Origin of the sequence: Aeromonas sp. FDAARGOS 1407 (genome assembly GCF_019048725.1) — a bacterium.
GTDB classification, from domain to species: domain Bacteria; phylum Pseudomonadota; class Gammaproteobacteria; order Enterobacterales; family Aeromonadaceae; genus Aeromonas; species Aeromonas enteropelogenes.
In genome coordinates this window covers 2,699,876-2,726,697 of the sequence record NZ_CP077399.1, presented here as the reverse complement: position 1 = coordinate 2,726,697, position 26,822 = coordinate 2,699,876, and the positions used below count along the sequence as shown (strand labels likewise).

17 protein-coding genes are annotated in these 26,822 nt (G+C 62.8%); 7 read left to right on the top strand and 10 right to left on the bottom strand.

Annotation, left to right across the window (positions count from 1 at the left end; genetic code table 11):
* Positions 1-60 precede the first annotated feature (60 nt).
* The gene (locus I6L37_RS13035) at positions 61-453 is read left to right on the top strand and encodes a hypothetical protein (protein ID WP_042025514.1); all 393 of its coding nucleotides are present in this window, start codon (positions 61-63) and stop codon (positions 451-453) included.
* A gap of 72 nt (positions 454-525) precedes the next feature.
* Here the strand turns inward: I6L37_RS13035 and thiI are convergent, their stop codons facing one another.
* Positions 526-1,974 carry a tRNA uracil 4-sulfurtransferase ThiI gene (gene thiI, locus I6L37_RS13030; RefSeq protein ID WP_216992055.1) on the bottom strand — a complete coding sequence of 483 codons (1,449 nt, stop codon included), beginning with the start codon at positions 1,972-1,974 and terminating at the stop codon, positions 526-528.
* 177 nt (positions 1,975-2,151) lie between these two features.
* Here thiI and I6L37_RS13025 point away from each other — a divergent pair, with 177 nt between their 5' ends.
* On the top strand, positions 2,152-3,111 hold the full coding sequence (locus tag I6L37_RS13025) for a hypothetical protein (protein ID WP_216992054.1): 960 nt from the start codon (positions 2,152-2,154) through the stop codon (positions 3,109-3,111).
* 104 nt (positions 3,112-3,215) lie between these two features.
* Here the strand turns inward: I6L37_RS13025 and pbpC are convergent, their stop codons facing one another.
* The 4 genes from pbpC to I6L37_RS13005 all read right to left on the bottom strand — a co-directional run bounded on the left by pbpC (position 3,216) and on the right by I6L37_RS13005 (position 13,167).
* Positions 3,216-5,462, bottom strand: coding sequence for a penicillin-binding protein 1C (pbpC, locus tag I6L37_RS13020; protein WP_216994167.1), 2,247 nt, complete (start codon positions 5,460-5,462; stop codon positions 3,216-3,218).
* A gap of 115 nt (positions 5,463-5,577) precedes the next feature.
* Positions 5,578-10,542 (bottom strand): alpha-2-macroglobulin, encoded by a 4,965-nt coding sequence (locus I6L37_RS13015; protein WP_216992053.1) that lies wholly within the window; start codon positions 10,540-10,542, stop codon positions 5,578-5,580.
* A 72-nt stretch (positions 10,543-10,614) separates the two neighbouring features.
* Positions 10,615-11,274 carry a DedA family protein gene (locus tag I6L37_RS13010; protein ID WP_042025510.1) on the bottom strand — a complete coding sequence of 220 codons (660 nt, stop codon included), beginning with the start codon at positions 11,272-11,274 and terminating at the stop codon, positions 10,615-10,617.
* Positions 11,275-11,478: 204 nt separating this feature from the next.
* Entirely contained in the window at positions 11,479-13,167 is a 1,689-nt protein-coding gene (locus I6L37_RS13005; protein WP_216992052.1) for an FAD-dependent oxidoreductase, read from the bottom strand.
* Positions 13,168-13,302: 135 nt separating this feature from the next.
* Here I6L37_RS13005 and I6L37_RS13000 point away from each other — a divergent pair, with 135 nt between their 5' ends.
* From I6L37_RS13000 to I6L37_RS12985, 4 genes are all read left to right on the top strand, one after another.
* Positions 13,303-16,239 (top strand): EAL domain-containing protein, encoded by a 2,937-nt coding sequence (locus tag I6L37_RS13000; RefSeq protein WP_216992051.1) that lies wholly within the window; start codon positions 13,303-13,305, stop codon positions 16,237-16,239.
* A gap of 65 nt (positions 16,240-16,304) precedes the next feature.
* Positions 16,305-17,102, top strand: a complete 798-nt coding sequence (gene pflA / locus I6L37_RS12995) for a pyruvate formate lyase 1-activating protein (protein ID WP_216992050.1) — start codon at positions 16,305-16,307, stop codon at positions 17,100-17,102.
* Positions 17,103-17,193: 91 nt separating this feature from the next.
* The gene (locus I6L37_RS12990; RefSeq protein ID WP_201977117.1) at positions 17,194-17,835 is read left to right on the top strand and encodes an energy-coupling factor ABC transporter permease; all 642 of its coding nucleotides are present in this window, start codon (positions 17,194-17,196) and stop codon (positions 17,833-17,835) included.
* Between the two features lie 116 nt (positions 17,836-17,951).
* A complete protein-coding gene (locus I6L37_RS12985) occupies positions 17,952-19,142 on the top strand; it encodes an OmpP1/FadL family transporter (protein WP_216992049.1) in 1,191 nt (396 codons plus the stop codon).
* 248 nt (positions 19,143-19,390) lie between these two features.
* Here I6L37_RS12985 and I6L37_RS12980 read toward each other — a convergent pair whose 3' ends face one another.
* The 3 genes from I6L37_RS12980 to ycfP form a co-directional block, all read right to left on the bottom strand.
* Positions 19,391-20,038 (bottom strand): hypothetical protein, encoded by a 648-nt coding sequence (locus tag I6L37_RS12980; RefSeq protein ID WP_216992048.1) that lies wholly within the window; start codon positions 20,036-20,038, stop codon positions 19,391-19,393.
* A gap of 64 nt (positions 20,039-20,102) precedes the next feature.
* Positions 20,103-21,395, bottom strand: coding sequence for an NAD(P)/FAD-dependent oxidoreductase (locus tag I6L37_RS12975; protein WP_216992047.1), 1,293 nt, complete (start codon positions 21,393-21,395; stop codon positions 20,103-20,105).
* A gap of 74 nt (positions 21,396-21,469) precedes the next feature.
* Positions 21,470-22,009: an alpha/beta hydrolase YcfP gene (gene ycfP, locus I6L37_RS12970; RefSeq protein WP_026457291.1), complete on the bottom strand. Its 540-nt coding sequence runs from the start codon at positions 22,007-22,009 to the stop codon at positions 21,470-21,472.
* Positions 22,010-22,493: 484 nt separating this feature from the next.
* Between ycfP and I6L37_RS12965 the strand changes: the two genes are divergently transcribed.
* On the top strand, positions 22,494-23,900 hold the full coding sequence (locus I6L37_RS12965; protein WP_216992046.1) for a nucleobase:cation symporter-2 family protein: 1,407 nt from the start codon (positions 22,494-22,496) through the stop codon (positions 23,898-23,900).
* A 57-nt stretch (positions 23,901-23,957) separates the two neighbouring features.
* On the opposite strand, the gene I6L37_RS12960 is transcribed toward I6L37_RS12965, so the two are convergent.
* The gene (locus tag I6L37_RS12960; RefSeq protein WP_216992045.1) at positions 23,958-25,766 is read right to left on the bottom strand and encodes a M3 family oligoendopeptidase; all 1,809 of its coding nucleotides are present in this window, start codon (positions 25,764-25,766) and stop codon (positions 23,958-23,960) included.
* Between the two features lie 96 nt (positions 25,767-25,862).
* The gene (locus I6L37_RS12955; RefSeq protein ID WP_216992044.1) at positions 25,863-26,777 is read right to left on the bottom strand and encodes a DUF808 domain-containing protein; all 915 of its coding nucleotides are present in this window, start codon (positions 26,775-26,777) and stop codon (positions 25,863-25,865) included.
* Between the last annotated feature and the right edge of the window lie 45 nt (positions 26,778-26,822).

Genomic DNA, 26,822 nt, shown 5'->3' with positions numbered 1-26,822 from the left:
GTTGAACCAAGCAGGCTTTTCTGTTGTCATAGGATCCAGTGTTGTAAGCCGGAATCCCTCATGCAAAAACTTGGACTCATCACTTCACTGTTACTGATCTATGCGACAACGGCGCAAGCCGATGCGCAGGTGCTGTTCGGCCGTCTTGCGTCAACCCCGGTACAGCAGTTCAACCAGCAGATCCGCCAGGCAAGCAGTGCACGCCAGAGCTGGGTCAATGATTATCGTGAAGTAGCATTGCGTTTCGTCGGCCACAACGACATACCCAGTCGTATCCAGGCCAGACAGCTGGACAACGATCTGGTGCTCTCCGTTGCCCTTGATGGCAACAAGAGCGACATGCTCTACATCCTGACCCTCTATCGCAGCAACAACCTGTGGCAGATGCGTCAGGCCGAAATGGGCTGGCGCTGTCAAGGTCAAACCACCTTCACCCCGGTTCCCTGTCCCTGAGGGCGGCCGTCACGATGTGCAATAAAAAATCCGGCTCATTGGCCGGATTTATTATTAAGAGTCACTTAACCGTTACGGACGGTACACCTTGACGTTGTCAAAGCCCTTCTCTTTCAGGTAGAGCGCCTGCAGCTTGCTCATCACGCCGCGATCGCAGTAAAGCAGGTAGGTCTTCTCTTTCGGCAGGTCGCCAAAGGCGGTAGCCAGCTTGAAGAAGGGGATATGCATGACCTCACGCCCTTCCACCAGCAACGGCTTCTCGTCGTGTTCATCCATGGAGCGGATATCGAGGATCACCTCGTTGTCACCGGTCGAGGCGGTGGTCTCCACTTCCTGCACCTCGGCGGCGGTCTCTTCACCGATGCGACGAATGTCGAGGTAACGGGCCTCGGCTACCACCTTGTCCAGAATGGCGAAGTCGAAGTTGGCCTCTTCCGCTTCGATGCGGGCAAGATCCGCCTTCACGGTCGGCTTCTTGGAGATGACGCCGCAGTACTCGGGCATGGTCTCGGCAAACTCCAGGGTACCGATGCGACGAGCTTCGCTGATGATGTCCGGCTTGTCCCAGGTGATGAGCGGGCGCAGGATCACCTTGTCGGTCACCCGGTCGATCACGTTCAGGTTGGTGAGGGTCTGGCTGGAGACCTGGCCCACACACTCGCCGGTCACCAGGGCCGGGATCTGGAATTCGTCGGCCACCTTGGCGGCGGCGCGCATCATCATCCGCTTGAGCACAACCCCCATCTGGCCGTTGTCGATTTTCTCGAGGATCTCGGCCACTACCGGCTCGAAGTCCACCGCGGTGAAGCGCACCCGGTGGGAGGAGCCGAAGCGGTTCCACAGGTGATAAGCCACCTGCTTGACGCCGATCTCGTGGGCCGCACCGCCCAGATTGAAGAAGCAGTAGTGCACGCGGCAGCCACGCTTGATGAACTGGAAGGAGGCGACGCCCGAGTCAAAACCGCCGGAGATGAGGCTCAGCACGTCCTCCTGGGTGGCGATGGGCATGCCGCTCAAACCCTGATGGATGGCGCTGACAATAAACAGCTCCTCACCGTCGATCTCAAGGTTGATCTTCACATCCGGGTTCTTCAGGCGCACACCGTTGCTCTCGCAGTGCTGGTTCAGGCCACCACCCACATAGCGTTCAATTTCAAGAGAGGAGAACTCGTGCTTGCCGTGACGCTTGGCACGCACGCAGAAGGTCTTGCCCTTGAGCTGCTCACCCCATACCACCTTGACCTGCTCGAAGATGTCGTGCAGATCGGTGAACTTGCTGGCCTGTACCTCGAGGAAGGACTGGATGCCGGGAATACAGGCGAGCGCCTCTATGGCCTGGTCACGGAACTGGTCATTGCGCGAGCTCACGATCAGCTTGTCCCAATCCATACGCACCCGGGCGTCGTCGTCGAAGCGTCGCAGGACGTTGCGGATGTTGCCCTGCAGGATCTTGATGAAACGCTGGCGAACCGACTTGCTCTTGATGGTGATTTCCGGGAACAGCTTGATAATGAACTTCATGGTAATGACTCGGGTGACCTTGATTTAAGGGCGCGAATTATATCAGAACTTTGTGCCCAGCGCCTACTGGATGAGCGTTTGCTCACAGACCGCCACGCAATGTTTGCCGCATGGCGGCGATTTTGCGTATATTCCCGACCCTGCGCCCTGGCAAGATCCCGACAACAGATTGATCCGATGAAGACTTATATCTACTACCCCGGCATGGAGGTACGTGACGAGCTCTGGCTCAAGTTTGCCCTGCTCTACCTGGAACGGCTCGCCTTCGTCTTCACCGTGAGCGAGAAGAGCGGCCTTACCGCCCTGTTGGAAACCCTGCGCCAGCAGACCGATCTGCTGGCTGAGCCCCCCGAGCCCGCCTTCTTTGCCGCCATCACCCCCCAGATAGAGAGTCAGATTGCCGGCCTTATCGCCCCCGACTTCGTGCGTCACAAGGTGTTTGGCAACAAGGAGCTGATCGATCGCTGGCGCACGCCGGCCAACCACGACTGCTTCTGCCCGGCCCAGGCGGGGCTGGAGCGGCTGCACAGTTTCTGTCTGGCGCACGGTTTTGCCAGCCGGGAGGAGGGCGGGTTCAGGATGGCTCGCCGCTTTGCCAACCTGCTATCCATGCGACTCGCCCGCGAGTGGGCACTCGCCAATGAGGGGGCCCTCATCACCGATCACGACTATCTCGACCGGCTGCTCCACCTGCTCGAATCCCGCTATCACAACCGGGGTGGCCAGGATTGCTTCCACCTCGAAATCCCGCTGCAAGTACCCTCTCACCTCTGCGAGATCTCCTTCGCCGAGCTCATCGCCCTGCGCAGTCGCAGCGGCTTTCGCCAGCAGCTGGCCGAGTTTAATCAGGCGCTCGATGCCCTGCTCGCCATGCTGGGCAGCGGCTACGCCGAGCCCGCCGTGCTGACCCGTTTCGAGCAGGCCCAGCAGGGGCTCAACCAGCTGCTGGGGCCCGAGACGGTCAGCCTGCCGCTCACCACGCTCGTCAGTACTGGCTTACCGGCCATGGCGATGATCCACCGCCTCAAGGCGAGCCATCCAGACAGCAACCTGGTGTTTCACTCCATCAAGAAGAGCCACTTCCACCAGCGCAAGAGCCAACACTTCTTCACCCGGTTGGGTCAGGTCAAGCCCTGACTCCAAGACGGCTTGCCGGGAAATCGACAATCCGCTGACGACATCGGAGCCATCCCCCGATGTCGTCAATATTCTGACACGCCAATTAGGCACAGCCTCTCCCCTCAGGAGGGATTCTCCAGCCGAAACTCGATGCGATCGCTGTTACCCGCCTCATCCACCACCACCAGCTGGTAGCGACCCGCCTCGCTCAGCACCTGATCCCCGTCCCAGCGCAGCCGCTGGCCGTTGAGAAACCAGGCCGGCTTGCCGACGCCCCCCAGCACTTTGGGCTGCAGCCGATAGCGCTGGCTGCGAACAAGGTTGCCCTCTCCCAACGCCAGGATGCGGATGGGGGCCTGCAGCTCGGCGCTCTGCCCTTCCCCTGCACAACCACTGGCAAGCAGCGCCTGCCGCCGCTCGCCAGACCCCCGCCACGGCTCCAGCGACAGCGGCCAGAGGGCCCGAAAACCAGATTGCGCTGCATCGTGGCAACGGGTCAGCGTCGGCTTGCCCTCCTTGGTCAACGCCACTTGCCTCAGCGGCGAAGGCCAATCCATGGGATCAGGCAAGGTGGGGGGATCCCGCCCTTCCAGCAGCCAGGCGCTCTGACGCTGCAGACAGGCCTCAGGCAGGGTCGCGCTCGCCCTGCGCCCCAGCGGCCAGCAAACTTCGACCTCGCTCACCGTGTTGGGCTGCGTCGGCAAGGGGCTGTTGTCGGCCAGTCGCGAGTAGACCGAGAGCAGCAGCGGCACCGCCGCGCTCTGGCCGTAGAAACCGGGCATGGGGGTACCGTCAGGGCGCCCGAGCCAGACCCCCAGGGTCCAGCGACCGGAGACCCCCAGCGCCCAGCTGTCGCGATAGCCATAGCTGGTGCCGGTCTTCCAGGCCAGCCGGTTGACCCGGCCGGTCGCCTCGCTGGCAAAGGGCTGATCCGCCCGCCCCTGGGCGCTCAGGATCTGCCAGATGACCCAGGCGGCCCCCGGGCTCAGCAAGGGGCGCGACACCGCCTGTTGCCCCGCCAGCCAGACCGGCATTGCCACCTGCCCCTGCCGGGTCAGCGAGCTGTAGAGCGCCACCAGCTGCTCGAGCCGAATGCCCGCCGCCCCCAGCGCAATGGCCGGATTGGGTTTGTCCGAGAGCGCCAGCCGCACCCCGGCATTGTCGAGACGGCTGACCAGCTTGTCCGGCCCAAGCGCCTCCAGCACCTGTACCGCCGGCACGTTGAGGGATTGCTGCAGCGCCTGGGCAAGGGTCACCGGCCCCTGAAAGGCGCCAGAAAAGTTGGCGGGACGATAATCAGAGCCCAGCCTTGGCGCGTCGGAGAGCAGGGAGGCCGAGTGCACCAGCCCCTCGTCCATCGCCAGACCGTAGATGAAGGGCTTCAGCGTAGAGCCGGGAGAGCGGATCGCCTGCACCATGTCCAGATAACCGTGGCGGCGCAAATTGCCATACTCGGCGCTGCCCACATAGGCGCGCACCGCCATGGTTTTGTTGTCCACCAGCAGCAGCGCTGCTGAGGTCTGCTCGGGGAAGCGGCGGATATAGCTGGCCACCCGCCCTTCCAGCCAGCGCTGCAGATCGCCGTCTATGGTGGTATGCACCAGCGCCCCAGACTGATTGTCGGCGGCGAGGCGGGCGAACAGCGGCGCCTCCATCGGGGTGAAACGGGCGCGGGCCAGCACCGGCTCGATACGTCCCTCCAGCCACACCTGTTTGGACCAGACACCCTGTGCCACCAGCCGCTGCATCACCTTGTCGCGGGCGGCGCGAGCCCGTTCGGGATGCAGGTCCGGCCGGTTGCGGCTGGGTGCCTGGGGCAGCACCACCAAGAGCGCAGCCTCGGCATGGGTCAGCCTGGCGGCGCTCTTGCCGAGATAGGCAAAACTTGCCGCCTGCACCCCCTCCAGATTGCCGCCAAACGGCGCCCGGTTGAGGTAGACGGTGAGCAGGGTGCGCTTGTCATAGTGCCACTCCAGCTGCAGCGCGCGCGCCATCTGGCGCAGCTTGCCGGGCACGCTCCTATGATAGGGTTCGATCAGGCGGGCAACCTGCATGGTGAGGGTCGAGCCCCCCGATACCGCCCGCCCGTGGCGCAGCCACAACCAGCCCCCGCGCACCATGGCCACCGGATTGACCCCGGGATGGCGCCAGAAGTAGCGATCCTCGTAGCCCAGCAGCGCCTCGATATAGCGGGGGGAGACCTGATCAAAAGTCACCGGATAGCGCCATACCCCGCTGGTATCGGCAAAGGCGCGCAGCGGCCTCCCCTTCATGTCGAGCACTACCCGCGCATAGGCGGGATCGAGCGGCGGCAGCGGAAAGGCGCGATCCAGCGCCAGCGCCGTCAGTGCCAGCCCCCCCAGCGCCATGGCTGTCAGCCGCAATCCCCGTGGCAGGCGCCGCAGGGAAAGCCCCAGATTGCGCAACCACTGACCGGCCCGGGCGCGCAGGGCGGCGAGGCTCCCGCCCTCTCCCATCGGTGCGCTACTCAGAGATGGTCACCTCGTGGATGTCCTCCCCCACGGCTCTGAGCTCAGGCCGATACATGTCCTCCACCTGGGTCGGCGGCACCCGATAGTGACCCGGCGTCACCGCCCGCATCAGGTAGACCAGCTGCTGGTTACTCCCGGCGCTCAGATCGAGGGCCGCCGTATAGCGATCGTCGCGATACTCCTGATGTTTGAGGTAGTGGTTCCACTCGCTCTGCCAGGCCGGTTTCCCCTCAATCGACAGGTCTTCAAGCTTGATGCTGTTGCCAAGGGCCGGATTCTCCAGCTCGAAACCGGCCGGCAGCATCTCCACCAGCAGGGCATCGGGCACCGCCGATTCGCTGCTGACATTGAGCCGCACCACTACCAGATCGCCGACCCGCACCCTGGCCGGATCGAAACGCTGGCCATCGGCATTGAACCAGCTGCGGGTCACGCTTATCCCCTGACTCAACCGAGCAGGAGCCTGCTCGGGGTAGCCAATCAGGGTGCGCTGCACATAGAGCGAGCCCTTGCCCTCGTTGGTAACCGTGCTGGCCGCCAACGCCTCGGGGGCGCCAAGCTGCAGGCTGGTGTCACCGGCAACCGGTTGAGTACCGGATGACGAGGTGATCCGCGCCTGCCACCCGGCGGCCGGATCGGCCTGAGCCAGGCGCAGCAGGGCGAGGCGCTCCTGGGTGCTGAGCCACTGACGATGGGCCAGGGTATCGGCCACCTGGGCACTGAGGGCTGGCCAGCGATCTTCCGCCAGCTTGTGCCGGCGCAGCAGGGAGAGCTCAAGGGCCTGGTCGCGCAGCGCAGAGCCATAATCCCCCAGATAGCCGTCACCGCGCTCGGTGGTCAGTGCCCGGTCGAGGGCTCTGGCCGAATTCTGCTCATCCCCCATGGCCGAGAAGGCCAGCGAGAGGTGCAACAGCGGCAGACCGGAGCGGGCGTGATCCGCCTGCTGCTCCCAGATAAGGCGCAGGGTAGCGAGCGGCGCCTTGCCCACCCGCGCCAGCACATAGGCGCTATAAGCCTGATAGGCCAGTCGGCTGTGCTCGGGGGCGCTGCTCCAACGCTCCCCGTATTGACTGTCGGTTAGGTAGCTCTGCAGGCGCTTGAGGGCCTGACTCAACATGGCTTCCGGCACCGCATCGCCGGCCTCCTGGCGAGCCAGCAGGTAGTCGGCGGCATAGGCGGTGAGCCACTGCTCCTCGTCGGAGCGACCGTCCCAGAGGCCAAAACCGCCGCTTGGCAGTTGCAACCGCTGCAAACGCTGGAGCAAGGCGCGCTGCAGCTCCGCCTCGCTCAGCGGTTTGTCGGCCTTGGGCAAACCTTTAGACCAGCTCTTGCGCTCCTCTGCCGTAGTGAGCAAATAGGGCCAGGCGCGCGACAGGGTCTGCTCCAGACAGGCGTAAGGATAGTCGGCCAGCGCCTGCCACTGGGCGGCCGGATCCCAGGGGGGCGTACCGGAGAGGCTGAGCAGCCCCTGCAAATTGGCGCCATCCAGCCCGGCCAGCTCGTCTGGCGCAAAGCTCATCTGCTGGCCAGGTACCAGCATCTGGTAGCGCTGGCGAGTCTGGGCCGGCCAGGGAGAGCGCAGTGGCAGCGACCAATCGCGGCTTATCGCGATATCCTTGCCGCTGGCGGCGAGTTGCAAACGCGCTACCCCGCTCGCCCCGGTCACGGTGAGCGGCAACGTCAGCCACTGCTCCTCGCCATTTTTAAGGGCCAGGGTGCTGGGTAGCTCGCCGTTCGCCTTAAGTCCGCCATTCAGGGTCCAATCAAGGGAGAGGGTCTGATCCTCGCCGCTCATGTTGCGCAGTTGCACCAGGGCGCGGGTCTCATCGCCTCTCGCGCCAAAGCGCGGCCAGCCTATCTCGGCCACCAGCGGCGCCACCACCTTGACGGCGCGCTCTGCCTGCCCCACTTGCTGTTCGTTCCAGGCCAGCGCCATCAACGCCAGCTCGCCGTTGAAATTGGGCAGTTCGAGCGGGATCAGCGCCTTGCCCTGCTCGTCAAAACTCACCTCGCCGCTCCAGAGCGCGGCGATCTCGACCCGGCTCTCCAGGGCACCGCCCTTTTTCAGCGGCGCCCGGTCGCCCCCATAGTTGAGGCGGGCCAGCTTGCCATCCTGCGGCGGGATCACTTGCCCGTAGTTGTCGAACAAATCTTGGGCGAAGCGCTTGCGGCCAAAGAAGATCTCGAACGGGTCGAGGGGTTGATAATCGCTGATATTGAGCACGCCCCGATCCACCGCCGCCAGCACCACGCGGCCCTGACTGTTGGGGGTGGAGGTGGCGGTCACTTCCAGTCGGGTAAGCGGCACCGCTTTATCAGGCGCGCTCAGGGTGAGCGGCAAACGGCGCGCTTCCCGATCCAGGGTGAGCGGCACCAGCCCGACCGAGCGCAGACTCTGCCCCTGCTGCTTGCCGACCGGTTTGGAGGCGCTGTCTGGCGCGGCGATCTGGGCCGAGATATGCAGGTCATGGCGCTGCCACTCGGGGCTGACCGGGATCTCGAACTCGCCGCGGGCATCCTTGGCATCGCCACCCTCCCCCTTGAGCTCGATGCGCTGCCACCAGCGCAGGCCGTCGCCATCTTCCACCAGCAGCAAGCCCTTGCCGGGACGCGGCGCCACCAGCGTCACTTTGGCCTTGTCACCCGCCAGATAGGCGCGCTTGTCGAGGGTGATGGCGATCTTGTCAGGCCGTGCCTGCTCGCCACCACCGCCCCAGGCGTAGCTGCCGATCTCCAGCCGCAGACTGGATTGATGACCCTGGCTATTTTCCACCTCGAGGCGATACCAGCCCGCCGCTAGCGTCAGACTGAGAGACGTCGGCCCCTTGCCGTCAAGCTGCAGAGTCTGCTCCTGTTCCAGATAGGGTTGGCTGTTGAACTCGTATTTCCACCCCTCGCCATCGGCGTAGTGCCAGTAGTAATCGCGGTATTCGTTGATGAGGCGCACCTTCACCTCACCCGCCACCGGTTGCCCTTGTTTATCGAGGTTGAGGATCTGGAACGGCAGCGGCCTGCCTCCCTCCACCCGATCAGCCACAAAATCGGCCTTGAGCGCCGGCCACTGGCTCCCCTCGGGCCAGCCGTATTGGGTGCGGCTGCGATTGACGGCGCGGCCGCCGGGCTCGGAGAGCGACACACGATAGGCTACCTCCAGCGGCCCGAGGGCACGCACGCCGTCGAGTTCATCTGCCAGCGAAACGGTCCCCTGTCCCTGCTCATTGAGGGTGAGATTGACGGGATCGAGCGCCTTGGCCTGCTCGCCGAGCAGCACGTCCCCCAGGGTGAACTCCTGCCACCGGGTGAATGGCATGGTGGCGCGGCTTATCTTCACCTCCGCCTTCGCCCTGGTGGCGCTCGCTGGCGCGCCGTAGAGATAGTCACCTTGAAGCCCCAGAGTGAGGGCAGCGTCCGGATCCATGACTTCCCCATCCGGCCCCTTGCCAAGCTGCAGTTTCAAGCGCTCTGGCAAAAACTCCTCCACCAGGAAGGGCCACTCGAAGCGACTGCCAGCGGCGGTCTTGAGGTTGATGCTCCAGCGCCCGAGCGGCGCATCCATCGGCAGACGCAGGCCGTAGTGGGCAGCGCCCAGGTTGTCCGGCAGCAGCCGTTTTTGTTCGAGCAGCTGGCCGTCCGGCTGTTTCACTTCCAGCTCAACCGCCATCCCCGGCAGCAGCTGGCCATCCTGCCCTTTGAGCAGGATCTCGCTGTCAAGCCGCTCACCGGGACGATAGAGATCGCGCCCGCTGAACAGATACAACTGCTGGGCCTGCCAGGGTTGGGTTCCAAGATCGAAGGTGGAGAGGTCAAGCGCCGCACCATCGAGACGCAGCACTGCCAGATGCTTGCCCTGCTCCGCCAGCAGCAAGCGGGCTCCCTGCACCTGATCGAACCGGCGATGACCGCGATTGTCGGTGGCGTGCACCTGCAGCCGGTTGCCCTTCTCGTCGAGCAGAGAGAGTTGCACATCCTTGAGTGGGTCGGCCGTTGCCAGCGAACTGACAAACACCTCCAGCCGATCCCGATAGCGACGGGCACTGAGCCCCATGTCGCTCACCGCGAAATAGGTGGTCTCCTTGCGCCAGTCGTAGTTGCCAAGGGGGGACATCACCGCAAAATAGACGCCGGCCTCGGCCAGCTGGGGCTCTTTCACATTGATGAGGCGGGTTTCGCGACGGTTGGGATCCAGCTCCAGCGCATAGCGACCGCTGAACACCCGTTTGGCCCGCTTGGTGATCTGTTCGAGCTCCCAGTTGCCCATGCCGGAACCGGGTCTGTACTCGGCCAGAAAGCGCGGCAGATAGGCGGCATCGACCCGAAAGAAGTCGATATTGACCTCGTCTACGTTGACCGCGCTGATGGGCAGGCGCAGCTCGTCGCGCAGCGGCAACACCATACCGCTGGCGGTAAAGGAGGCCCCCGCTTCCAGTGGCCGGGTCTTGAGGGTCCAGCGCTGGGGTTCGGGTCCCAGCCCCGGCTTGAGGGTCACCTCGTAACGCTTGTCGGGCTGCACGTTCGGGAAATAGAGGGTGCGGCCATCATCGGCCAGGATCCACTCCCCCTGCACCTGCTTGCCACTCTCGCTCACTGCAAGCCAGCTCTGCCAGTTTGCCTTGGGGGTCAGGGGGCCGGAGAAAACCAGCGCCAGCGCCGGTGCATCCCGATATTGACGGGCATTGGCTTGCACCACGGCGTCCGGGGCTCCGATCTCTTGCTGCGCTGCGGGAGCCTCTGCCTTAGTGGCCGGCTTGTCCGGACCACAGCCGGCCAGCAGCAGACTGGTAACCCAGGCCAGCAGCAAGGCCGCTGCGCGGCGCTTAAAGGGGAAAGAGGGTGAACGGACGGCGTGGTGGGAAACAGGGCGAAGGGTAAAGAGGCGCATAGGATCCATCCCGGGGTAAAGCGCTGCCATGGCAGCGTGACAGGGAACAGGATAAGGCATCCCGCCCCCTCGACACAAAGCCCATTACCGACGTGGCGATCCCTTGGCAGGCAACCGCCGCACGCCACCAGCGGGAGTCAAGATTATCCGTTACTCGTGGGTCGTCTCCCTCTTCGCTCCCCCCTTGAACCAGCGAAAGAGAATGGCCATGACGGCAGCGAGGAAGAGCACCAGGGAGGCGATCAGCAGCAGGCGAGTCAGCAGCTCGCTGTGATGGGCGAAGAAGGATGTTTTCATCGCCAGCTTGCCCACCAGGCTCAGGCAAAGCGCCCACAGAAAGGCGCTGGCGAAGCTGGCGATGCACATGCGCAGCACGCTCAGGCGGCCAATCCCCATCAGCATGGGAGTCAGCACCCGCACGAACGGGATGAAGCGGGACGAGAACATGGCCAGAAAACCATATCGTTTCAACAGGTTGGTTGCCCTTGGCAAACTCTCGGCGGGCAGCATTCGTTCGATATGGTCCATGAAGCGAGTGCGCTGCAGCGCCCGTCCTTGCAGATAGGCGAGCACTGAGCCAATCCCCGCCGCCAGCGGCAGATAACCGAGGGTGACTTCGGGACCAAAGACTCCCATCCCGACCAGGCCACCGGCCAACAGCACCAGGCTGTCTCCCGGCAGGGGCAGAAAGACGAAGGCGGATTCCAGCAGCAGCACCAGCATCAGGCAGCCGATCAGCATAGGCACGGCCTGCATCTGAATCAGTGCATCAAAGTCCTGATGCCAAATGGCGATCAGCATATCCAGCATGTCACACTCCCTACCACACTGTTTCTCGTGTACAAGGCTCGCGTTATAGCCGCACGCCCCTGAACAACACGTTAATTTTTCACAATGTCAGCAAAAAAAGTGTGTCTATCTGTTGCAGGCCGGATGAGAGGACTGAATGACGGGTATAAAAAGCCCCTCATCTTGCGCGCACAAGGGAGAGGGGCAAACAGGCACAGAAAGTAATCAGTCGGCGGTGGCCATCTGCCAGGTCTTGAAGCCGCCAGACAGGTTCTTCACCTTGAAGCCGTGCTGGCTCAGCAGGCGACAGGCCACATGGCCGCGCAGCCCCACCTGACAACTGATCAGCAGTTCCTTGTCCTTGGGCAGCTCCACGAGGCGGCCGCGCAACTCATCGAGGGGGATATGCATCGCCCCCGGGATGCGGCCCAGCTTGTCGAGCTCGGGGGTATTGCGCACATCCAGCACCATCTGGTGTGGCTGACGGGCCTGCACTTCGGCTACGTGGCAGAGGGTGGTATCCCCTTTCAAATGGTTGCTCGCCACGAACCCCGCCATGTTGATCACATCCTTGGCCGAGCCAAACGGCGGCGCATAGGTGAGCTCCAGATCCTGCAGGTCGAACACGGTGAGCCCGGCACGCTGGGCGACCGCCAGCACATCGATTCGTTTGTCGACGCCATCCTTGCCAATGGCCTGGGCGCCGTAGATCTTGCCATCCGGGGCAAACAGCAGCTTGAGGCTGACCGGATGGGCTCCCGGGTAGTAGCCGGCGTGACTGCCCGGATGGACATAGGCCTTCTCGAACGGCAGACCCAGCTGCACCAGCCGCTTCTCGTTGAGACCTGTGCTCGCCACCGCCAGATCGAACAGCTTGCAGATGGCGGTCCCCTGGGTCTTCTTGTAGGTCTCGCTGCGCCCCAGCATGTTGTCGGCGGCAATCCGGCCCTGACGGTTGGCAGGGCCTGCCAGCGGGATCAGCACGGACTCGCCGGTGACGAAGTCGGTCTCCTCCACCGCATCCCCCACCGCGTAGATGAAGGGATCCGAGGTGCGCATGCCGGCATCCACCTTGATGCCGCCGCGCGGGCCCAGCTCCAGCCCGGCCTTGGCTGCGAGCAGGGTCTCGGGTTTGACGCCGATGGCCAGGATCAGCAGACCGGTATCGAGATGGGTGCCATCACTCAGGGTCAGACGCAATCCACCCCGTTGTTCGGTGGCCACGGCGGCGGTTTTTTCCGCCAGTACATCCAGGCTCTCGATGGCAGAGAGGCCGGTGCGCAGGCGCAGATCGATCCCCTCCTCGCGAATGCGGGCGTGGAGCATGTTGGCCATCTCTTTATCGACCGGCGCCATCACCTGATCGGAGAGCTCCAGCAGGGTGACCTCCAGCTTGCGCTGATGCAGGGCTTCCATCATCTCCAGGCCGATGAAACCGCCCCCCACCACGGTGACGTGGCGTGGCTGATCGTGCTCAAGGGCGGCCAGGATGCGATCCATGTCCGGAATATTGCGCAGGGTGTGGACGTGGGGGCTGTCGATGCCCGGGAAGGGGGGACGAATGGGGGCAGCCCCCGGGCTTAGCAGCAGCACGTCATAGGGTTCGCGCTGCTCTTCACCGGTTTGCAGATTGCGCACCAGCAGGGTCTTGCCGGCCTTGTCTATCTCGATGACGTCGTGGAAGACCCGCACATCGACGTTGAAACGGCGCTTGAAACTCTGGGGAGTCTGCAGCAACAGGGCATCCCGATGAGGGATATCCCCCCCGATGTGATAGGGCAGACCGCAGTTGGCGAAGCTGACGAATTCGCCTCGCTCGAACATCACGATCTCCGCATCCTCGCTCAGGCGACGGGCCCTGGCGGCCGCCGATGCGCCCCCCGCTACACCACCAATAATCAGGATCCTTTTCATCAGCATGACTCCTCATGGACGTTAATGGCCAATAAATTAGCTTTTTCTAATTTAGAGTTCAATGAAATTTTGTTTCCCTCGATTTTGCAGTATTCTTGCAAGCCCGACGGTTGCTTAACAGGATGTTGTTTGTTCATGTCGTCTACCGCACTCAGTCAGATCTCTTCTCCCCGCCAGACGCCGCTCTTTTTTCGTCTGGATATGCACAGCCAACGGCTGGTCGCACTGACCGACGTGATGCAGACACCGCTCTATTGGCTCGATGAGCCCAGAGCCCCTTGGCCAGCCCAGCTTCCCGACGCCCTGCGCCACCCCATCGAACAGCTGCTGGCCAATGGCCAGGGGGGCAAGATCTCCCTGCGCTTTGCCGAGCAGCAGTGGCACATCGCCATCGCCCATGAACAAAATGACTTCTGGCTGATCTGCCTGCAGCATCAGCGCCAGCTTCCGGTGGCCGATCTTGCCCTGCAACTGCCGCGGCTGAGCCAGATGGCAAGCCAGCAACAGTATGCGCCGCTGCTGGAGACGCTGAAAGAGACATTGGGGGCCGATCGACTCATTCTCTGGCACTACCAGGCCAATGGCGAGCTGGGGGGTGAACAGCTCAGCCCGGTGTTTACCCTGGGGGTAGAGAGTCTCTATCCGATCCGGGGTGACAGTCGCTACATTCGCGCCCTGCGCACCCGCAAATCCTTGAGTTTTTCCGAAGCAGCCCACCAGCCGATGCTGAGCCAGCACCTCTATCTGACCAGCGCCGGCGTCCGCTCACGCCTCGATTGCGCCCTGCTTGAGCAGGACAAGCTGTTTGGTGTCCTCAGCCTCGAATACCTGGAGCCGACCCCCATCAGCGACGAGATGCTGCAACTGGTGCGCCACAGCGCCCAGCTGCTTGGCCACTGGCAGCCAGGAGACGAATCCCATGACGACGAGCCAACCTTGCCCGCCGAGCTGCACCGGCTGACCGGCATTGACTACTGCAAGACCCTGGTGCAGTGGGCCATGACCATCAGCGGGGCCCGTATCGGCCTCATCGGTGAGTACCAGCCCCGCGGCCAGGAGCTCTGGATCATCCCCCGCTGCGTCTTTCATGAGCAAACCTTCTCCACCCTCAAGCCCATCCAGATGGACCCGGGGCCGGGCAGGGAGCTCTTTGAGCACGGGCTGGCCCTCTATGTGGAAGATCTGCCCCTGCGCTATCCCAATGCCACCAAGCTGCTGGCCACCAATGCCAACGCCTATGTCGGCATCCCCCTGCACGGCGCCGACGGCACCATCATGGGTCACCTCTCCCTGCTGCTCGATGCGCCGCTGGCCGATCCCGAGCCCCTGCTCGATCAGCTGAGCAGCCAGCACGAGCGGGCCGCCATCGAGCTGCGCCGACTCGCCGCCGACGATGCGCTGCGCCTGGCCGAAGTGGCCTTCAATACCCATGACGGCCTGGTGGTGATGGATCACCATGGCATCGTGCTCAAGGTCAATCTCTCCTTCAGCCGGATCACCGGCTTTAGCGAGGTGGAGGTGATTGGTCACTCCATTCGCCAGCTACGCCCCACCTACTATGGGGACGATCTCAAGGAGGTGGTGCGGCGTGCGGTCACCGAACAGGAGTTTTGGCTCGGCGAAGAGCAGTGCCTGCACAAGGATGGTCACCTCTTTCCGGTGCGTCTGATGGTGAGCGGGGTCAAGGATGGGCAGGGGGAGATCAGCCACTTCATCTGCAGCTTCTACGACATCACCCAGGAGAAGGAGGCTGCCAGACATATCGAGCAGCTTGCCTACTACGACGATCTGAGTGGTCTCTACAATCGCCGCAGTCTCAACGATGCGCTGCAGCGCACCCTGGGTGAATCCAGCGGCCAGTGGGGCGCCCTTTTGCTGGTGGATCTCGACAACTTCAAGTCGATCAACGACTCCCTCGGCCACGCCTGCGGCGATCAGCTGCTGCAGGCGGTGGTGCGCCGTTTTCGGGAGTTGCCCCAGGACAATCTGATCCAGGCCCGCATCTCGGGAGACGAGTTCGCCCTGCTGTTCACCCAGCTGGGGCAAGGAGAGGTCACCGCCAAGATCCTGGCGGAACACTTCGCCCGCGAGTTGATGGGGCTGTTTCGTACCCCGTTCGATATCGGCGATCACAAGCTGCACTGCAGCGCCTCTGTGGGGATCAGCCTCTTTACCAGCAACGGCATGGATCACCTGACCCTGATGCAGCAGGCCGATACCGCCACCCACATGGCCAAGCGTACCGGCCAGGGCAGCTACGTCTTCTTCAGCGAGGCGATGGCCCAGCAGGAGAAAAACCGCCTGACCCTGACCAACCAGCTGCGCGATGCCCTGCGCCACCATGAGCTGCTGCTGCACTACCAGCCTCAGTACCGGGTCGACAACGGCAGCCTCTCCGGCATCGAGGCCCTGCTGCGCTGGCAGCGCAGCGATGGCACCATGGTGCCGCCGGGGGAGTTCATCCCCATCGCCGAGGAGACCAGCCTCATCCTGGAGATCGGCTACTGGGTGATGAAAACCGCCTGCGCCCAATACAGCTTCTGGCTCAACCAGGGGCTCCAGATCCCTCACCTCTCGGTCAACGTCAGCGCCCGCCAGTTCCACACCCAGGGCTTCGTGCAGCAGGTGGAGTACATACTGCGCGATACCGGCGTCCCCCCCTCCCGCCTGTTGCTGGAGGTGACCGAATCCGTGGTGCTGGAAAACCGCCGCGAGAGCATTGCCCGGATGCACCAGTTGAAGGAGCTCGGTATCCTGCTCTCCATCGACGACTTTGGCACCGGCTACTCGTCCCTGGCCTATCTGCGCGACCTGCCCGCCGACGAGGTGAAGCTCGACAGAAGCTTCATCCAGACCCTGGTGCACAGCGAGCAGGACAAGGCCATCGTCAAGGCGATCCTGGATCTGGCCCAGGTGTTCCGTTTCACCGTGACGGCGGAAGGGGTCGAGGATGAGGCCCAGCTGGCCATCCTCAAGGAGCTGGGTTGCCAGCACTACCAGGGCTTCCTCACTTGCCGTCCGCTCCCCGTCAGGGCACTCGAACAACTGCTCGGCGGCCATCCGGCAGACTAAAGGTGTAGGAACAATAAGGATTTATGTAATAAAATAACGGCCTGCGCGAATCGTTGGAGTTGCCTATGTCTGTCACTAACCGGATCCCTGCCGTCGAAATCAGCGAACAAGCCAAGCCCCAGGGGGTCATTGGCCGGATCCATTCCGTTGAAACCTGCGGCACTGTCGATGGTCCGGGAATCCGCTTTATCGTATTCATGCAAGGGTGCCTGATGCGCTGCAAGTACTGCCACAACCGGGACACCTGGGATACCCAGGGTGGCCGTGAGGTGACAGTGCCGGAGTTGATGCAGGACATCACCAGCTACCGCCACTTCATGAATGCCTCCGGCGGCGGTGTGACCGCATCGGGCGGCGAGGCCATGCTGCAACCGGCCTTCATCACCGAGCTCTTCACCGCCTGCAAGGAGAAGGGCATTCACACCTGCCTCGACACCAACGGTTTCGTCCGCCATCTCGACAACCAGGTCGATGACCTGCTCGACCAGACCGATCTGGTGCTGCTCGATATCAAGCAGATCAATGACGAGAAACACATTCCCCTGACCCACGTCAGCAATAAATACACCCTGGAGTTTGCCCGTCACCTGGCCGCCAGGGGCAAGACCATGTGGATCCGCTACGTCGTCGTCCCCACCTGGAGCGACGACGACGAGAGCGCCGACGAGCTGGGCAAGTTCATCGCCGAGCTGGGCGAGAGCGTCGAGAAGGTGGAGCTGCTGCCCTATCACGAACTCGGCAAACACAAGTGGGACGTGCTGGGCGACCCTTACGAGCTGAGCGGTATCAAGCCCCCCAGCAAGGAGACCATGGACAGGGTCAAGGCCATCATCGGCAAGTATCACCCCAACGTGAAATATTGATGCCAACGGCAGGCTGGACCATCAGCCTGCTTCAGGCCCGGGCGGCAGGGAATAGGCTGCCCGGCAACTTCTCCAGGCAATGGACGCCCCCATGAGTGAAGGACAACTCGCCGCCCTGCTGATCTGGCTGTTGCTATTGCTGTTCAGCCTGCGCCGCCCTCTGTGGCAAACCCTCCATGACAATCCCCTTTACCAGCATCTGCTGCTGGGCAGCGCCATCGCCCTGATCCCGCTCTGGTATTTGCGCGCCGGCCTGCACGAAGGGCTGGAGGTCCACTTTCTCGGCCTCACCACCCTCACCCTGCTGCTGGGCTGGCGACTGGCCCTGCTCGCTCCCTGCCTGACCCTGCTGGTGCTCGGCTATTTCGGCGTCACCAACCTGGCTGATTTTGGCTGGCAGGCCCTCATCGGTATCGGCTTGCCGGTGGCAACCAGCTGGCTGCTGTTTCTGGCGAGCTGGGCCTGGCTGCCCCGCCATCTGTTCGTCTATCTCTTCGTCGCGGCCTTTCTCGGCGGCGCCGTCACCATCTCGGTCAAGGTGGTAGCCAGCGCTTTGTTGATGGGAGTGAGCGGCACCTATCCCTGGCACACCATCAGTGCCGACTATCTTTCCATCTGGCCGCTCCTGCTGTTCCCGGAGGCCCTTCTCAACGGCATGGCAATGACGGTGCTGGCCATCTATCGCCCCCACTGGGTCAACACCTTTTTCGACCGTACCTATCTGGGGCGCTGAGTCTCCTCTCGCCAGCCCAAACAGAACCCTATATAAATGGAGACAGCGCCATCGATGCCTGTCCGGATCACCCGTGCTCACTACCCGGCTCAACGTTGCATGAAAAAGGAACTTGTATGAAACGACTCGACTCGCTGTGGTCCCTGTGTCTGCTGTTCACCGCCACCAGCCAGGCTGGCGGCCTCTACCTTTATGAAACGGGCACGGATGATGTCGGCCTCGCCTCGGCAGGCATGGCCGCGCGGGCACAGGATGCCACCGTGCAGTTCATGAATCCGGCTGGCCTCAGCCGCCTGCAGGGGCGCCATCTCACCCTGGGTGGCCAGGCGCTCTACGGGGACGTGCCCTACGATCTGGCGGACGCTTCCCAGCAAGATGTCGATACCGTGGTGGGCTGGTTTCCCTCTGCCTCCCTCTACTACAGCCAGCAGATCGACGACCGCTGGACTCTGGGCTTCGCCACCTACGGCAACTTCGGCCTGGGGCTCGACTTTGGCGGTTGGGCCGGGCAACAGCTGGTGAAGGAGGCCACCCTGATGGCGCTGACGATGCAACCCTCCGTCGCCTACCGGATCGACGAGCACTGGTCCCTCGGAGCGGCAGTGGGTCTCAACTACGGCCTGTTCGCCCTCAAGCGCGAGACAGACCACGGCGAGAGCAAGCTCGACGACAGCGACTGGGCCATCAACGGCAAGGTTGGCGTGCTCTATGAGCTCACCCCGGCGACCCGCTTTGGCCTCGGCTACAGCAGCGAAATCAAGTATCACTTTGACGTCCAGACCCAGATCACCCTGCAAAGGCCCAACATGCCCGGGATCTCTGCCCAGCTGCCCATCTCCGGCATGGTCAACAGCCCGCAGCAGCTGATGCTGAGCGGCTACCACGAACTCGCTCCCGACTGGGCCCTGATGGGCAATCTGGGCTGGCAGGACTGGAGCCGCTACAACGGCAACGACGTGAGCATCGTCGGCGTCAGCAAGGGGAACAAGAGGCTCTTCCAGGATACCTATCACGTGGCAGTGGGGCTGCAGCACTCCCTGACACCCCAATGGGTGCTCAATGGCGGGCTGGCCTATGACAGCAGCGTTTACAAGGATCAGGACAAGACCTCCCTGACCATTCCGAGCGGCGCCGCCGTCCGGGTCGGGTTCGGGGCCAGATATGCCCTCAATCCCGGGGAGAGCATAGGGGCCGCCATGGAGTACATCGATCAGGAGAGCGCCAGCGTCCAGGCGGACTACCTATCAGGCAGCTACGACAACCCCAAGTTCTATTTCTTCGCGGTCAACTACAGCAAGCAGTTCTGACAAGAGGCATGATCGAGGGGCAAGAAGCCCCTTTCTCTTGTCACCCGTCATGTACGCCGGGGCCGGCTTCTTTCGCTGGCCCCGCCACAAGCCCGGCTCATCGTTCCAATCAACATGAACAAGATGGCAGAGAGGTGCGGCCGAAGAGGCATTGCCCGGCGTTATCGACAAAGCCGGGCGTCAAGAAAGGAGTAGAGAGACATGCGGCCAGATGAGAAGGCTGACCGCAGATTGGCAGGGAGTGCGCCTCAGCGCATGTAACCGCCCTGGGTGAGGATCCCGTAGGCGACATAGTTATACCCCAGCAGCTCGATCCCCTCCTGCAGCGCGGTTTTGAAATCGAAGCCACTGTCCATGCCCAGCAGATCGTTCCAGATGAGGGAGCCGCTGCCAAACACGCGGCTGAAGACGGCGACCAGCAGCAGGCCAAAGAGCGCGAACAGCGCGCTTCTGTGCCGGACAAACTGGACACCACCGCTTAGCAGGGTGTCACGCCCGTGACGCCAGGTATGCACCAGGGTCAGGCTGGCCAACAGCAGGGCCGGATATAGCCAGAAGCCGTGCCACACCCTGTCGAAGTAGACGTCAAGTTCGCGGATCAGCAGGCAACCAAAGAAACCGGCGAGCAACCAGAGAAAGGCGCGTACCGCCGGTATGGTCCGCCCTTTCCAGTACAGGCCGATGACGATGGAGAGCAGCACTCCCTCCTGCAGCAGCTCGGTGATGGAGTCCTCCCCGACCCCGTTGTGCAACCAGTGCAGATCGAGCACGACCGTCACGGCCGGCACCAGGGTCAGAACCAGGAGAAACAACACGTCGCAGGTGGCGCGCAGCAGGATGCTCAAGGGGCCGGTCAGGCCGAGAAAAGGGATGTTTTCGCAAGAGGTCGTATTCATGATCGTGCCTCGTCGATGGTTACAAGATGGGTAGGACCCGGCAGCCGCCGGGTCCTGGTCGCTGTCAGTGCAGCTTCAGAGTCGGGCGCAGTACCCGGTTGATGCGGCCCACCAGCATGATGAGACCGGTTTTGATGTAGCCGTGCAGGGCGATCTGGTGCATCCGGTAGAGGGAGATGTAAACCAGACGGGCGATGTAACCCTCCACCATCATGGAGCCACGCATCAGGTTGCCCATCAGGCTGCCTACGGTGGAGAAGCGGCTCAAGGACACCAGGGAGCCGTGGTCGTGGTAGAGGTAGGGCTTGAGCTCGCCGCCGTTCATCTTGGCCAGGATGTTCTTGAACGCCTGGGTCGCCATCTGGTGGGCGGACTGGGCGCGCGGCGGCACGAACTTGCCATCCGGCTGCGGACAGGCGGCGCAGTCACCGATGACAAAGATATTCTCGTCACGGGTGGTCTGCAGGGTCTCTTTCACCACCAGCTGGTTGATGCGGTTGGTTTCAAGGCCGGCGATATCCTTCATGAAATCCGGCGCCTTGATGCCGGCCGCCCATACCATGAGGTCTGCTTCAATGAGCTCGCCATCCTTGGTGTGCAGACCATCGCTGGTCGCCTCGGTGATCATGGTGGCGGTACGCACATCCACGCCGAGCTTGACCAGCTCCTGATGGGCGGCGCCGCTGATGCGCTCCGGCAGGGCCGGCAGGATGCGGGGGCCAGCTTCCACCAGGGTGACCTTCAGGCTGTCGGTGGTGAGGTTCTTGAAGCCGTAGGCGTAGAGCTGCTCCACCGCGTTGTAAAGCTCGGCAGAGAGCTCTACACCGGTAGCGCCGCCACCCACGATGGCGATCTTCACCTTGTCGCCCGGCTGGTATTCGGTGGCGAACTGCAGGAAGCGGTTCATCATGCTGTTGTGGAAGCGGTGCGCCTGGGAGGGGCTGTCCAGGAAGATGCAGTGCTCCTTGATGCCCTTGGTGTTGAAGTCGTTGGAGACGGAACCGATGGCCATCACCAGGTAGTCGTAGGGCAGCTCGCGCTCATGGACTACCACTTCGCCATTTTCGTCGTGGATGGGCGCCAGTACGATGCGCTTTTCTTCACGCTTGATATCGGTCAGGGTGCCGAGCTGGAAGTCGAAACCGTGATTCTTGGCGTGGGACTGGTAGCTCAGGGCGTCGATGCCCGCGTCCATGGAGCCGGTGGCCACTTCGTGCAACAGGGGTTTCCACAGGTGGGTACGGTTGCGATCCACCAGGGTGATCCTGGCCTTGTTCTTCTTGCCCAGCTTGCGGCCCAGACTGGTGGCCAGCTCCAGGCCCCCAGCGCCGCCGCCTACAACGACAATATTCATCATGATGGTTTTCCTCGGTTCCTCAAAACGAAAGGGAGCCTTCGGCTCCCTAAAACGAAATCGGTCGACGTACCGGATCAGGCTTCTTTGAAGGCCTTCATCCGTTGCAGATGGTGCGAGATGTTCTTGAATTTATGGGTCTCGCGCTCATCCCATACGATGTCGTAATAGTTCTTCAATTCACGCTCAGTGTCCCGATTATCTCGCACTTCATCCGCAACGGAAAGGATGCACAGGCAGTTTCCTGAATTTTTCTTACGAAATTCAGTTACACATTTAGTGCCTATGTCCTCGTACTCCTCCGGCCGGTCGATCTTGCCCTGCATGTTCTCTTCCGGGTGCAGATTGGGGTTGAAGATCACCTGGCGGATGCCGCACAAAAAGCCGATACGCTCGCTCCAGTAGCCACCGAGCCCTACCCCGCAGATGAGGGGCTTGGGATCCGAGCTCATGTCGAGCTGCTTCTTCACTTCCTTGAGCAGATGGCTCATGTCGTGACGGGGGTGAACCGTGCTGTAGTGGACGAAACGCACATCATCATCAATAAACTGCAACTGCAGCACTTTCTCATGATTGCCGGGGCTGGTGGCATCAAAGCCATGCAGATAGATGATCATGGATAAGACCTCAAGATCTGTGTCAGTTCTATCGAAACTACCCCGCGCTAGCCTCATGCGCCACCAAAACATCCTGCTTTCTTGCTTTGGATCACGCCAGATGCCCCAGCTGGCAGGGGGCACGACCCCAGTGATGGCGCGGTTGGCACACATTCTCTATCAAACTGAGAGGGCACGGCCGAATAATGATAACCCGGCTACCAATCTGAGATCGCCGCCCGATCTGGAAACAGCGCCAACCCGGCATCCTGGTCGCCAGGATGTGACCCGCTCCGCAAAACGGCCCTCTTTCCCCCTGCCCTGCACCTCTTGATAACCAAGCGAGCACGCTTTGTGCACTCCCTCTGGCCACGACTGCGCGGCCCCCTCATCCCCTGTGTCGATGAAAAAGGGCCCTGTCCAGAAATGATCGCAATGACCGGAAGCTTCGGCTTTCACTATCTTGCCCGCGCCTGTCGCTCGGGTTGCAAGGAGTGATGTGTTCATGAACGAGACCAATCCCCCCTCCCCCCAAGCGAGGCAACGCCAGCGCCCGGTTGATGAGGTGGAGCGCATGCTACCGCCGGGCCAGCTCTTCACCCTGGGCTTGCAACACGTGCTGGTGATGTATGCCGGCGCCGTGGCAGTGCCGCTGGTCATCGGCGGCAGTCTGGGGCTGCCCAAGGAGCAGATCTCCTATCTCATCAGTTCGGATCTCTTCTGTTGCGGCATCGTCACCCTGCTCCAGTGCCTCGGCATCGGGCGTTTTGCCGGGATCCGCCTGCCGGTCATTATGTCGGTCACCTTTGCCGCCGTGATGCCCATGCTGGCCATCGGTGCCAACCCGGATCTGGGGCTGACCGGCATCTTCGGCGCCACCATAGCCGCGGGGATCCTTTCAACCTTATTGGTGCCCCTCATCGGCCGTCTGATGCCGCTCTTTCCCACCGTGGTGACCGGGGTGGTCATCACCTCCATCGGGATCAGCATCATGCAGGTAGGGATCGACTGGATGGCCGGGGGCAAGGGCAATCCCGAGTACGGCAGCCTGCGCTACATCGGCACCAGCTTTCTGGTGCTCGCCTTCATCCTGCTGGTGACCCGCTTCACCAAGGGATTTTTCAGCAACATCTCGGTACTGCTCGGCATCCTGTTTGGCTTCGGGGTGGCTATCGCCATGGGCGAGGTAAGCCTGGACGGCCTCAATAACGCGGCCTGGTTCGCCCCCATAGTGCCGTTCGCCTTTGGCTGGCCCACCTTCGACCCTATCTCTATCGCCACCCTCACCGTCATCATGCTGATCACCTTCATCGAGTCGATGGGGATGTTTCTGGCTCTCGGTGACATCGTCGGTCACCCGGCCAGTCGCGGCGACATAGTGCGCGGGCTGAGGGTGGACGGCATAGGCACCATCATCGGCGGCATCTTCAACAGCTTCCCCCACACCTCGTTTTCCCAGAACATCGGGCTGGTGAGCGTGACCGGGGTATCGAGCCGCTGGGTCTGCGTCATGTCGGGGGGGATCCTGCTTGCCTTCGGCCTCATTCCCAAGATGTCGGTGCTAGTCGCCTCCATCCCCCCCTTCGTGCTCGGCGGTGCCGGCATCGTCATGTTCGGCATGGTGCTGGCCACCGGCATCCGCATCCTGGCGCGGGCCGACTACAACAGCAACCGCCACAACCTCTACATCGTCGCCATCAGCTTAGGCGTCGGCATGATCCCCACCGTCTCCGGCCACTTCTTCCAGCACTTCCCCGCCGCCCTGCAGCCGCTGTTCCATAGCGGCATCCTCTTGGCCACCATCAGCTCCGTGCTGCTCAACCTCTTCTTCAACGGCTATCAGCCCGATACTAGCCACCAAACCCGCCCCCTGCTGGTGGGGCCCATCAAGCCACAGCAGGAGCGCTCCTGACAAAAAAGCCCCGGACAGCCATGCCGTCCGGGGCCCTTTACCTCTTATGCCTGGCGGTTACACCGCCAGCTGCTCGAAACGATCCACCGCCGCAGCCACCAGGGCCAGGCTCCCCTGCCAGAAGGCGGGCTCGCGAATATCCTGCCCCAGGTGCTTGGCCACCAGCTCTTCGGCGCTCATGCGGCCGGTGTCCCTCAGCAGGGCGCGGTACGCCTCGGCCACATTCGTTTCTCCTGCCCCCTGGCGGCTCATCAGCTGCTGATAAACCCCGAGGCTGAACAGATAGCCAAACAGATAGGGGTAGTTGTAAAAACCCAGGCCCGCGATGGAGAAGTGCGCCTTGGCCGCCCAGAACATGGGGTGATAGCGGCACAGGCTCCCCTCATACCAGCGGCCCCAGGCCTCGTTTGTCATCGTCTTGAGCTGCCCGGCCGGCACATAGCCCTGCTCGCGCGCGGCCACCAGGGCGCGCTCGAAGTCGAAGCGGGCCGGTATATTGACCAGGAAGGTGGCGGCACCATCGGCCTCGGCCCAGGCGATGGCCAGCTGCTCCTCCGGGCTCTGCGCCTGCTCAAGCAGGGCGCGGCGCACCAGGGTCTCGGCGAAGATGGAGGCGGTTTCGGCGAGCGTCATGGGGTATCCGCGCTGGCTCATGGGCAGATCGCGGATGAGCCAGTTGTGCCAGGCGTGGCCGAGCTCGTGGGCGAGGGTGATGACGTTGTCCATGGTGCCGGCGTAGGTGACGAAAACCCGCGGCTCCACCGGCTCGGCAAACTTGGTGCAGTAGGCCCCGGTGCGCCGGTTCGGTGTGGGAGCAGCATCAATCCACCCCCTCTCCGCCATCATGCGGGCAAAGTCCCCCATCTCGGGATCAAAACGAGAGAACGCCTCGGCGATGATCTCGATCGCCTCCTCAAACGGGATCTCGCGGCTGCTGGCGGCCGGCGGCGGGGCGAACAGATCCTCGGCCCCCATATCCTCAATGCCAAGACGACGGGCCATCAGCCCCAGCGCCCGCTGCCCCAGCCCGCGGGCGAGATAGGTCTGCGCCATCAGCGTATCCAGGGTGGCGCGCTCGATATGGCTCTGGTGACAGGAGAGATCGAGCGCATCGAGCCGGCGCTCCATGCCGCGCTGGCGCGAGAGCTCCAGGCGCCAGCCATTGAGGGCGTTGAGGATGGCGGCCACCGTCTCCTCCTCCCCTTCCCAGCCGGCGCTGATGGCATCGAACGCCTCCCGGCGCAGGGCTCGCAGCGGGCTCGAGAGCAGGTTGCTCGCCTCGGCCAGCCCCATCTCGCGGCCGTCGATCACCAGCCGGATCTTGCCCACCAGATCGTTGTAGAGGTTGCCCCAGGCGTGCAGACCGTCGGTGCCAAGGCCGATCACCAGCTGCTCCGCCGCCACCGGCAGACGCTGATCCTGCAAAAGACGCTCGTGGCGCAACCGGTACGCCTCCTCTCCGAGCAGGGGATCCTGCATCAGCCGGGTAAACTGCACCTCCGGCAGCGCCAGCATCAGGTCTTCCACTGGTGCCAGGGTCTTGAACAAGTCGGCGTTGAGGGCACGGGCGCGGGAGGCCAGCTGCTTGGCGAGCACATCCCGGGCATCCTGGCTGCCCCGACAGGCCGCCAGAATGGCGACGTTCCAGCCGATATTGCGGATGCGCCGGGCGCGCAGGCGCACCTCCCGCAAGAAATCCTGCAGGGCATCGGGCTGCCCTTTCACCTGCTCCAGGGTGTCGATAAAGGTGGTCAGCTGGTCAAGGCTGGTGCGGGCCTGCGCCATGTCCGCCTCAAGCTCGGGGCAGTCGAGGGCGGGATAGATGTGTCGGTTGTCCCACTGCTGGGGGTAAGGTGTTTGCTGCATAAAGAAGATGCCATCAAAATCTGGCGGGCCATGCCCGCGAAACAAGAGGGCGGCGCAGGGGCCGCCCGTGAAACGTGACGCGCAACAACAGCGCCCTTATTTGGCGGGTTTGAGCTTGCCCACCAGGGTCATCACCACCACCAGCACCAGGCCCACCACCACGCCGGCAAGGGCATTGAACAGGGTCGGGATCAGAGCCGAGAGCACAGCGCCCAAGGCAGGCAGGGTGGCGACGGCCGCGGCCGTGCCTTCGGTCAGATGATGGGCAAAGGGCAGGCCGTGCATCAGGATGCCGCCCCCCACCATGAACATGGCGATGGTACCGACCAGCGCCAGCAGGTGCATCAGGCGGGGGGCCGTCACCAGCAGCCCCTGCCCCACGCTACGGCGCAGGGCACTGCCATCGGGCTTTTGCAGCAGATGCAGGCCGATGTCGTCGAGCTTGACGATAAGCCCCACCAGGCCGTAGACCCCCACCGTCATCAACAGGGCGATCCCCGCCACCACCGAAAGCTGCAGGGCCAGACTCGCCCCCTGCACGGTGCCGAGGGCGATGACGATGATTTCGGCCGAAAGGATGAAGTCGGTGCGAATGGCCCCCTTCACCTTCTGCTGCTCGAAGGCGGCCAGATCATCGGGGATGGGTTCGTCCTGCGTGGCGTGTGCCTCTTCGTGGGGCAGAAACTTGTGGACCAGCTTCTCGGCCCCCTCGAAACAGAGATAGGCGCCCCCCAACATCAACAAGGGGGTGATAAGCCAGGGCACCAGGGCACTGATGGCGATGGCGGCAGGCACCAGGATAAGCTTGTTGCGAAGCGATCCCTTGGCTACCGCCCACACCACCGGCAGCTCCCGCTCGGCCCGCACCCCGGAGACCTGCTCGGCATTGAGGGCGAGATCGTCCCCCAGCACCCCGGCGGTCTTCTTGGCTGCCACCTTGGTCATCAAGGCAACATCATCGAGCACGCTGGCAATATCATCGAGCAGGGCCAACAAACTGGTTCCGGCCATCAGGAATTCCTCATTTCGGGCAAAAGATGTCACAGTGTAACGATA

Coding starts and splice junctions, on each gene's coding strand:
- I6L37_RS12960 (WP_216992045.1), bottom strand. CDS start 25,766: ATGCAGCAAACACCTTACCCCCAGCAGTGGGACAACCGACACATCTAT.
- pflA (WP_216992050.1), top strand. CDS start 16,305: ATGTCTGTCACTAACCGGATCCCTGCCGTCGAAATCAGCGAACAAGCC.
- I6L37_RS12965 (WP_216992046.1), top strand. CDS start 22,494: ATGAACGAGACCAATCCCCCCTCCCCCCAAGCGAGGCAACGCCAGCGC.
- I6L37_RS12985 (WP_216992049.1), top strand. CDS start 17,952: ATGAAACGACTCGACTCGCTGTGGTCCCTGTGTCTGCTGTTCACCGCC.
- I6L37_RS12975 (WP_216992047.1), bottom strand. CDS start 21,395: ATGATGAATATTGTCGTTGTAGGCGGCGGCGCTGGGGGCCTGGAGCTG.
- pbpC (WP_216994167.1), bottom strand. CDS start 5,462: ATGGCGCTGGGGGGGCTGGCACTGACGGCGCTGGCGCTGGATCGCGCC.
- ycfP (WP_026457291.1), bottom strand. CDS start 22,009: ATGATCATCTATCTGCATGGCTTTGATGCCACCAGCCCCGGCAATCAT.
- I6L37_RS12990 (WP_201977117.1), top strand. CDS start 17,194: ATGAGTGAAGGACAACTCGCCGCCCTGCTGATCTGGCTGTTGCTATTG.
- I6L37_RS12980 (WP_216992048.1), bottom strand. CDS start 20,038: ATGAATACGACCTCTTGCGAAAACATCCCTTTTCTCGGCCTGACCGGC.
- I6L37_RS13035 (WP_042025514.1), top strand. CDS start 61: ATGCAAAAACTTGGACTCATCACTTCACTGTTACTGATCTATGCGACA.
- I6L37_RS13005 (WP_216992052.1), bottom strand. CDS start 13,167: ATGAAAAGGATCCTGATTATTGGTGGTGTAGCGGGGGGCGCATCGGCG.
- I6L37_RS13000 (WP_216992051.1), top strand. CDS start 13,303: ATGTCGTCTACCGCACTCAGTCAGATCTCTTCTCCCCGCCAGACGCCG.
- I6L37_RS12955 (WP_216992044.1), bottom strand. CDS start 26,777: ATGGCCGGAACCAGTTTGTTGGCCCTGCTCGATGATATTGCCAGCGTG.
- I6L37_RS13025 (WP_216992054.1), top strand. CDS start 2,152: ATGAAGACTTATATCTACTACCCCGGCATGGAGGTACGTGACGAGCTC.
- thiI (WP_216992055.1), bottom strand. CDS start 1,974: ATGAAGTTCATTATCAAGCTGTTCCCGGAAATCACCATCAAGAGCAAG.
- I6L37_RS13010 (WP_042025510.1), bottom strand. CDS start 11,274: ATGCTGGATATGCTGATCGCCATTTGGCATCAGGACTTTGATGCACTG.